Genomic DNA, 8,020 nt, shown 5'->3' on the forward strand with positions numbered 1-8,020 from the left:
GGATTGGAGAGCCCCCGGCAAGGATCAGCGGAGGCGCGCTCATGACCCTTCTCGCCACGGCCGACCTCGGGCTGATGCTGGAGCTCGAACCCGTGCGGCGGGCCGGCTTCGCGCTGCTGCTCGCGGCCGTCGGCCTGCCCATCGTCGGGGTGGTGATCGTCGGCCTCGACATCATGCCGGTCCGCTTCGCGATGATGCACGTCGCCCTGCTCGGCATCGCCGTCGGCCTGCTCACCGGCCTCGACCCGATGCTCTGCGCGCTCGTGGCGTGCGCGCTCGCCGGTGCGGGGGTCGCGCCGCTCGCGCGCACACCGGACGGGCTTTCGGGGGCGATGGGCCTGCTCATGAGCATGGCCATCGCGGCCGCGCTGCTCGTCCTCTCGGTCTCGGGGGTGAACGCCTCCGGCGCGTTCGCGCTGTTGTGGGGGTCGATCCTGTCCGTCGGCGAGGCGGACCTGGTCGTCGTCGGCGTGCTCGCCGTCGTCGTCCCCGCGCTGTTCCTCTGGCGGCGGCGCGACCTCGCGCTGCTGCTGTACGACCGTGAGCTCGCCCAGTGTTCGGGCGTGCCCGTCGGCCGCCTCACGCTCGTCCTGCTCGTCCTGGTCGCCGTCGCGGTGGCCGGTGCGATCAAGCTCACGGGCGCGCTGCTCGTCGACGCGCTCACCCTCCTCCCCGCCCTCGCCGCGCGGCGGCTCGGCAACCGCCTCACCACCATCGCCCTGTGGGCCGTCGCCATCGGCGTCGCCGTGAACACCTCGGGCTTCCTGCTCGCCCTCTGGCTGGACTGGCCCCCAGGGCCCGTCCTCGTCCTGATGGCGGGGGCCGTCGTCCTCGCCGTCCACCTCGTCCCCTTCCTCACCTCACTCCCCTTCCGCACCTTCCTCACCGAACGGAGCCTCACCCCATGGCGCGCACCTGCGTCCGCACCCCGTCAGCCCGCACCTCCCGCGTCGGGGTCGTCGTCGCACTGAGCGCCGCCCTCGCGTGGACGGCCACCGGGTGCTCCGACGACTCGTCCGACTCCGGCAAGGGCTCCGGCGGCAAGAAGGACGGCCCCGTCGTCGTCGCCACGACCACGTGGGAGGGCGCGTTCGCGAAGGCCGCGGGCGCGAAGGACGTCACCGTCCTGGTCCCGCCGTCCACGCACCACGCGCCGGACTACGACCCCAAGCCCTCCGACCTCGCGGCGGTCGCCAAGGCCGACTTCGTGCTCTACGCGCCGTTCGAGCCGTACGCCGGGAAGATCAAGGACGCGGCCGGTTCGAAGGCCGAGCTCGTCAAGGTGAACCTGGACAACGACGCGGACAAGGCGGGCCGCGAGGTGACCCGGCTCGGCGGTCTTTTCGGCACCGAGTCCGCGGCGGCGCGCTGGAAGACGTCCTTCGACCGCGAGTACGCGAAGCTGTCCGCCGACCTCAAGTCGTCCTGGCCCGGCGGGAAGAGCCCGGCCGTGGTCAGCCAGGTGTTCACGACCTGGTCGGCGCGCATGGCGGGCGCGCGGACCGTCGGCACGTACGGCCCGGAGCCCGTCAAGGCCTCCCAGGTCGCCGAACTGTCCGGGAAGAAGCCCGCCCTTGTGCTCGACAACGCCCACATGTCGACCGGCACGGTGCTGCCCGGCTCCGGCGCCGAGCAGCTGAAGATCGCCAACTATCCGGGGGACGACCTGGATCTGCTGCCGGTGTACCGGGACGCGGCGGCGCAGCTGAAGAAGGCGATGAAGAAGAAGGCGTAGGCGTAGGCATAGGCACGTGTGAGGGGGAGACGGGCCAGGGCCCGTCTCCCCCTCACGTCCGTACGTCCGTGTCAGGCGGTCACGTCACGTCCGTCTCAAGCGGTCACGGCCGCCGCGGCCCGCTCCCGCAGCGCCGCGCGGTCCGGCTTGCCCGCCGGGGTCAGGGGCAACTCCTCGACGATCAGCAGCCGTTCGGGGTGCTTGCCGCGGTCGAGGCCGCGCCGCGTGAGGTGCTCGCCGAGGGCGTCGAGGGTCAGCGCCCCGCCGTCCGCCGCGCCCTGGACCACGCAGGCCGCGAGCCGCTCCCCCATCACCGGGTCCGGTACGCCGACGCACACCACGTCCCGTATCGACGGATGGGCGCTGAGCTCCCGTTCCACCTCCGCCGGGCTGATGTTGGCGCCGCCGCGGATCACCACGTCCTTGAGGCGGCCGACGACGTGCAGGACGCCGTCCGCGTCGATCAGGCCCAGGTCGCCGGTGCGGACCCAGCCGTCGTGGGTGCGGTAGCGGGCGTCGAGCTCGGGGGCTCCGACGTAGCACAGCGGGGTCATCGGGCCGCGCGCGACGATCTCGCCGACCGTGCCGTCCGGCAGCGGTGCGTGGGTGGCCGGGTCGGCGACGCGGATGTCGGCGACGCGCGGGTCGGGGCGACCGGCGACGATGCCGCCCGCGCCCTCGGCGTCCCCCGCTTCCGGGTGGCCGTCGAGCCCCGTGTGGCAGTTGACGCCGTCCGCGGAGCCGTACAGGTTCACGACCGCGCAGCCGAGGACGCGGCGGGCGCGCTCGGCCGTGGTGGCGTCGAGCGGGGAGCCGCCGAGCACGAGCGCCGTCGGCGCGGGCAGCTTCTCGCCGTCGGCCTCCAGGCGGTCCAGGATCATGCGCGCCATCGTCGGCACGCCGAGGACGTGGGTCGGCTCGTGCTCGCGGATCGCGGCGATCGCGGCCTCGGGCGTGAAGTGGTCGAGCAGGACGAGGGTGCCGCCGTGCCGGGCGAGCGCGACGGCGGTGCCGTTGGAGCCGAACGCCGAGGCGAGCGGCACCAGGAACAGACAGCGCGGCGGCGCCGACGGGTCGGGCATCAGCGAGGCGAAGAAGTTGCCGCGCCCGCCGGCGAGCGCGTTGTGGGAGTACGCGACCATCTTCGGCTCCGCCTCGGAGCCGGACGAGACGAGGATCCGGGCCGGGCCGTCCGGGTCGGGCCGCTCGGCGACGAACGCGGCCGGGTCGCTGCGCAGCAACTCCGCGTAGGCGACGGCGCGTTCGGGGACCGGTCCGGGGCCGACCGCGATGACGTGCCGGAGCCCCGGCACGGTGGCCTCCGCCAGGGCCGCGGCCGGGTGGGCGCCGCGGTGTTCGGCGGCGGCGATGACGGCGGTCGCCTCGGCGCGGGCGAGCAGGCTCGTGGCCTCCGCGGTGCCGCGGCCTACCGGGAACGGCAGGGCGATCGCGCCGAGGGCGGCGAGGGCGAGGTCCGCGATCACCGCGTTGCGGTTGTTGGGCAGTTGTACGCCGACGACGTCGCCGGGGCCTGTGCCGAGCGCTCTGAGCCCGACGGCCAGACATCGGACCTTGCGGTCCAGGGCCGTGTAGCAGAGCTTGCCCTTCCCGTCGAGGACGGCCGTCCGGTGCAGATCGCTGATCTGGCGTGACCGGAACAGGCTGTACAGGTCGAGGTCGGGGCAGGTGCCGTCCACCGCCCAGGAGCGGCGGAGGGCGACCGGGAGGAGATCGGGGAGGGGGAGGGACATGGGGGCTCCTTGGGTTGGTTCTTGTTTGGGGTGGTGCGGGTGGGTGGGGGCCTTCGCGGGGCGCCCCAGTCCCGCCCCTTCACCGAAACCAGGGGCTGCCGCCCCTGGGACCCCGCTTATCGGCGCTGCGCGCCTCGCCCTCAAACGCCGGGCGGGCTGGAACCACCTCGCCCGGCCGGCGAAGCTTCTAGCCCGTCCGACGTTTGAGGACGAGCGCGCAGCGCGGAAAGAAGGGGTCCTAGGGGCGGAGCCCCTAGTTTCGGGAAGGGGCGCCCGCGCGCGGAGCGCGCTGATGGATGCAGTGGGGAGCTCCCAGCCGGGACTCACCGAAAGCTCCACGGATCCGGGACCGTCGGCGCGCCATGGACGTCCCGGCCGACCACGGCAGGAAAGCGCGGATCGACGTGCAGCGCCGCCAGGTCACCGGTGACCTCGGTCACCGCCAACCCGTGCGAACGCAGCAGCCGCACCGCGTCCCCCGTGCCCAGCCCACTGACGTCGTACGCAGCCGCAGCCCCCGCACAGGCATCGGCCACAGCAACCCACCCGTCAGCCGCACGCAACGGCCGCCGGAACCCGGCAGGCCGCCGCCCCCCGCCGCCCCGCAGCGCAGGCGCCGTGAGCGCGTCCGCGGCCCCCAACAGCGAGGAGTCGACCCGCACACCCCGCCCCCCGGTACGCTCCCGCAGCAGCAGCCCCGCGAGCACGGCCTCCGCGCCGAGCAGCCCGCCGAGGACGTCGAGCAGCGTCATCAGGGAGGGCGCGGGCGGCTCGTCCGCGGCCCGCACCGCCTCGCCGACCCCGGTCCGCGCCTGCACCATGAAGTCGGTGCCCATGGGCGCGCCGTCGATCCGGTCCGCCCAGCCGCTCGTGTACGCGTACACGAGGCCGGGGTTGACGGCCGCGAGGTCGGCCGCGTCGAGGCCAAGCTGGGCGGCCTTGCCGGGCGCCCAGTTGTGCAGGAACACATCGGCGCCCGCGGCGAGTTCGCGCAGGCGGCGGCGCCCGGACGGGGACTTGATGTCCACCTCGACGGCGCTCTTGCCGCGGTTCAGCGCGAGCCAGCGCGCGGAGATCCCGTCGCACGCGGGCGGCATGCCGCGCAGCGGGTCGCCGCCCGGCGGCTCGATCCGCACGACGTCGGCGCCGAGCAGCCGCAGCAGGTGCGCGGCGAGCGGGGCCTGGATGCGGCGGCCCGCCTCCAGGACGGTGAGCCCCGCCAACGGCCGTTCAAGGGCCGGGTGTTGGTGGGCGCGGGTGGCGGCGACGGGGCCGTGCGGGGTGAGCGTCCACGGCGGCGCCCCGTCGTGCTCGGCGGCGCGCCGCTCCAGCGTCCACAGCGCGCACACCTCGGCGCCGGACGCGGCGGCCGCCTCCCGGATCCGGCCCCAGGCCGCGCCGCGGGTGGTGGTGTGCAGGGCGTCGGGGAAGGGCGCGCAGGCGGTGGCGTACCGGAACTGGAAGGGGCGCCAGCCGGCGCGGATCGCGTCCGCGGGGGCGTCGAGGGCCCGCCAGAACGCCGCCCAGTCGCCCGGGTCGAGGGTCTCCAGCTCGAAGAGGATGCCGTCGGCGGACGTGAACGGCGGCCCGCCCGGGGCAAGCGTGGCCGCTTCGCCCTCGTCGGCGCCGGTGGCAGCGAGGTACTGCGAGACGGCGAGGAGTCCGGCGCGGGCGGCGCTGGTCGTCACCGTCGTCGCCCGCTCCGCCGTGCCGCCTGTCGGCGTGCCGCCGCGGGCCTGGGCGAGCAGTCCGGCGAGCAGTCCCTGTACGGCGAGGACGCCCGCGGCGGTGGCGGTGTAGTCGGCGGCGATGCCGCGCGGGGCGCCGTCGCGGCGGCCGTGCACGGACATCACGCCGGTGGCGGCCTGGGCGGTGGCCTCGTCGTGGATGCCGCCGGCGCTCGCGGCGCCGGAGGGCGGTTCGGTGCTCACAGCGTCGCGCGACGCGGTGACCGTCGGGTCCGCCCAGTGGAGGTGCGCCGCGAGGGGCCCGAAGCCGCCGCCGTCGAGGGTGACGCGGCCGTGGTCGCCCGTGTCCGCCCGGTGGCGCGTCTCGGCGCCCAGGAGCCGCAGGTGCTCGGCGACGAGTCCGGTCAGCGCGGGCGGCCCGGCGACGTCGCAGCGCAACGCTTCCAAGGGCCGGGCGGTGGGGCGGGTCGTGGCCTGTGGGGCGGCCTGTGCGGTGAGAGCTGGTGACGCTGTGTCCGTCATGTACGTCGTGTCTCCTCTCCCGGCGGGGCGGCAGCCGGCACCGGGGTCGTTCCGAAGGCGGGAACCCAGGGCCGTCGGCGCCCGACCAGTTCCTTGAGAGACAGTCGGGCGCCCGGGCCCGCGGGTTCCCGGGGAACGGAAGGAAGCGGTGGACAGGGTGGACGCGGTGGACGAAGTGACGGGGCTGGGCGACGCCGACAGGACGGCCTGCGGTGACGGGGCCGCCCACGCTGATGGAACCGCGCGCGCTGACGGAACCGCGCACGCTGACGGAGCCGCATCCGGACCCGCGCGGTCCGACCCCGCCCAACTGCGGGCCCGCGTCGCCGCCTTCGTACGCGACCACGTGGTGCCGCAGGAAGCCGTCCTGGACGCGGGCGGGCCCGCCGCCGACGACGCGCTGCGGGCGCTCCAGGCGCGGGCGAGGGCGCAGGGCCTGTGGGCGCTGCCGCTCCCCGCCGAACTGGGCGGACAGGGACTCGACTTGGCGTCCTACGCCGCGCTCGCGGAGACCGAGGGCGCCAGCGACCACGGTCCCGCCGCGCTCGGCTCGGCCCCGCTCCTGGACGTCCTGACGCTGTGGCGGCACGGCAGCGCGCGGGTCCGCGCCGCGTATCCCGCCCGCCTCGTGGCGGGCGAACTGCGCGCCTGTTACGCGATGACCGAGCCGGACGTGCCCGGCACGGACCCGTACCTCACCGCGACCACGGCGACGCCGCGGGCCGACGGGAGCTGGGTCGTCAGCGGCCGCAAGTGGTTCACGTCGGGTGCCGCGCACGCCGACCTGGTGACCGTGCTCGCCCGCACGGACGGGGCGCCGCCGGACCGCTCCGGTCTGTCCCTGTTCGTGGTGCCGACGAGCTCGCCCGGCTTCCGTGTCGTACGCGAACTGCCCGTCCTCGGCGCGAGCGGCCAGTGGGAGATCGCGCTCGACGACGTCCACGTACCCGGCGACCACTTGCTCGGCGAGCGCGGCGCGGGGCTCGCCGTCGCGGGCGACCGGCTCAAGCTCGGCCGGACGCTGCGCGCGCTGCGGTGGCTGGGGCAGGCCCAGCGGGCCTTCGACCTGCTGGCCCTGCGGGCCGTGTCGCGCGGCGGCTCACGCGGCCCGCTGCGCGGCCACCAGCTGGTGCAGCGCCATGTCTTCGAGTCCCTCCTGGCCCTGCGGACGGCCCGCCCCGTCGTGCACGAGGCGGTGGCGCGGCTCGCCGCGGGCGAGGACGCGCACGTCGAGGTGGGCCTCGCCAAGGTCGCGGCGGCGCGCGCCCTGGAGCAGGTCGTGGACGCGGCGGTCCAGGTCCACGGCGCGGCCGGGCTCGGCCCCGACACGGCGCTGCCCGCGCTGCTGCGCACGGGGCGCGCGGCGCGGATCCTCGACGGCCCGGACGAGCTGCACATCACGTCGGTGGCGCGGCGGGTCCTGGACACGTACGAGGCGTAGCCCGCGGCCTCTACGCCCTAGGGCCTGTCCGCCCTACACGTCTTGCGGGTCCACCAGGCCCGTGAGCAGGGCCAGGCCGAGGGCCAGGAAGAAGTCACCCCACACCAGCTCATGGCGGACGGCGGTACCGGCCACGGCGTCATGACAGCCGTCGACCAGCATCCCGGCGGGCCGCCGTTCGCCCTCCCCCGTCAGATGCGCGCTCACCAGCCGCCGCAACACCGCGACCCCACGCCGCACACACGCCTCGCCCGCCACACCGGGCAACACCCCCAGCTTGAGCAACGCAACGGCTTCGATCGCAGCGGCCGACGTGTCCAACGGCCCATCGGGGGCGCCCTCGTCGGCAAACGGCACGAGGGGCCTCGCGGGGGCGGCGGGGGTGAGGGGCGCGCCTAGCCGGAGAGCCGCTCGGGTCAGGTGGTGGGGATGCCAGGGGGTGGGGGGTTGGAGCGGGTGCGGGGTAGTGGCGTGGTGCGGGGTGGTGCTGCGGTGCTGACGGGCGGCGGCAGGGTGGGGGCGGGCGTCGGCGGCGTCCGGGGGTAGGGGCGCGGTAGGTCCGGGGGGCGGCTGTGGGGTGGTGGGGTGCTGCGACGGGTGCGCGTCGGCGTCGGGCCACGGCGAGGCGGTGACGAGGCCGAGGTGCGGCGATGGGGCACCGTGCGTGTGCGGTGGTACGGGGGCGTCCGGCCGCGGCGACGCGCTGGTGCCAGGGCCCGGCGGCTCGGGGGTGGTCCGGTGGGGGTGAGCTTCGATGTCCGACCGCAGGGACGCGGCGACCGCTCCGGGGCGCAGTGACGGGGCACCATGCGCGTGCGGCCGTACGTCGGCGTCCGGCCGCGGCGACGCGCTGGTGCCAGGGCCCGGCGGCTCGGGGGTGGTC

The 8,020-nt window shown here is 75.8% G+C and carries 5 protein-coding genes and 1 pseudogene; 3 read left to right on the plus strand and 3 right to left on the minus strand.

The window, feature by feature from the left end; translation table 11 throughout:
• Positions 1-41 precede the first annotated feature (41 nt).
• Together ACFWZ5_RS17470 and ACFWZ5_RS17475 are read left to right on the plus strand one after the other, a co-directional pair.
• The gene (locus ACFWZ5_RS17470) at positions 42-971 is read left to right on the plus strand and encodes a metal ABC transporter permease (RefSeq protein WP_384798367.1); all 930 of its coding nucleotides are present in this window, start codon (positions 42-44) and stop codon (positions 969-971) included.
• Complete coding sequence (locus tag ACFWZ5_RS17475; protein ID WP_384798364.1) at positions 905-1,735, plus strand: metal ABC transporter solute-binding protein, Zn/Mn family; 831 nt, start codon at positions 905-907, stop codon at positions 1,733-1,735. Before ACFWZ5_RS17470 ends, ACFWZ5_RS17475 begins: the two co-directional genes overlap by 67 nt.
• Positions 1,736-1,830: 95 nt before the next feature.
• On the opposite strand, the gene ACFWZ5_RS17480 is transcribed toward ACFWZ5_RS17475, so the two are convergent.
• The gene (locus ACFWZ5_RS17480) at positions 1,831-3,486 is read right to left on the minus strand and encodes a class I adenylate-forming enzyme family protein (RefSeq protein WP_384798361.1); all 1,656 of its coding nucleotides are present in this window, start codon (positions 3,484-3,486) and stop codon (positions 1,831-1,833) included.
• A gap of 323 nt (positions 3,487-3,809) precedes the next feature.
• Complete coding sequence (locus ACFWZ5_RS17485) at positions 3,810-5,696, minus strand: CoA transferase (protein WP_384798359.1); 1,887 nt, start codon at positions 5,694-5,696, stop codon at positions 3,810-3,812.
• 310 nt (positions 5,697-6,006) lie between these two features.
• Between ACFWZ5_RS17485 and ACFWZ5_RS17490 the strand changes: the two genes are divergently transcribed.
• Positions 6,007-7,137 carry an acyl-CoA dehydrogenase family protein gene (locus ACFWZ5_RS17490; protein ID WP_384798373.1) on the plus strand — a complete coding sequence of 377 codons (1,131 nt, stop codon included), beginning with the start codon at positions 6,007-6,009 and terminating at the stop codon, positions 7,135-7,137.
• 33 nt (positions 7,138-7,170) lie between these two features.
• On the opposite strand, the pseudogene ACFWZ5_RS17495 reads toward ACFWZ5_RS17490, so the two are convergent.
• Positions 7,171-8,020, minus strand: a pseudogene (locus tag ACFWZ5_RS17495) (hypothetical protein); the annotation flags it as partial.

This window comes from Streptomyces sp. NPDC059003 (assembly GCF_042740445.1).
In the GTDB taxonomy this organism is placed as follows: domain Bacteria; phylum Actinomycetota; class Actinomycetes; order Streptomycetales; family Streptomycetaceae; genus Streptomyces.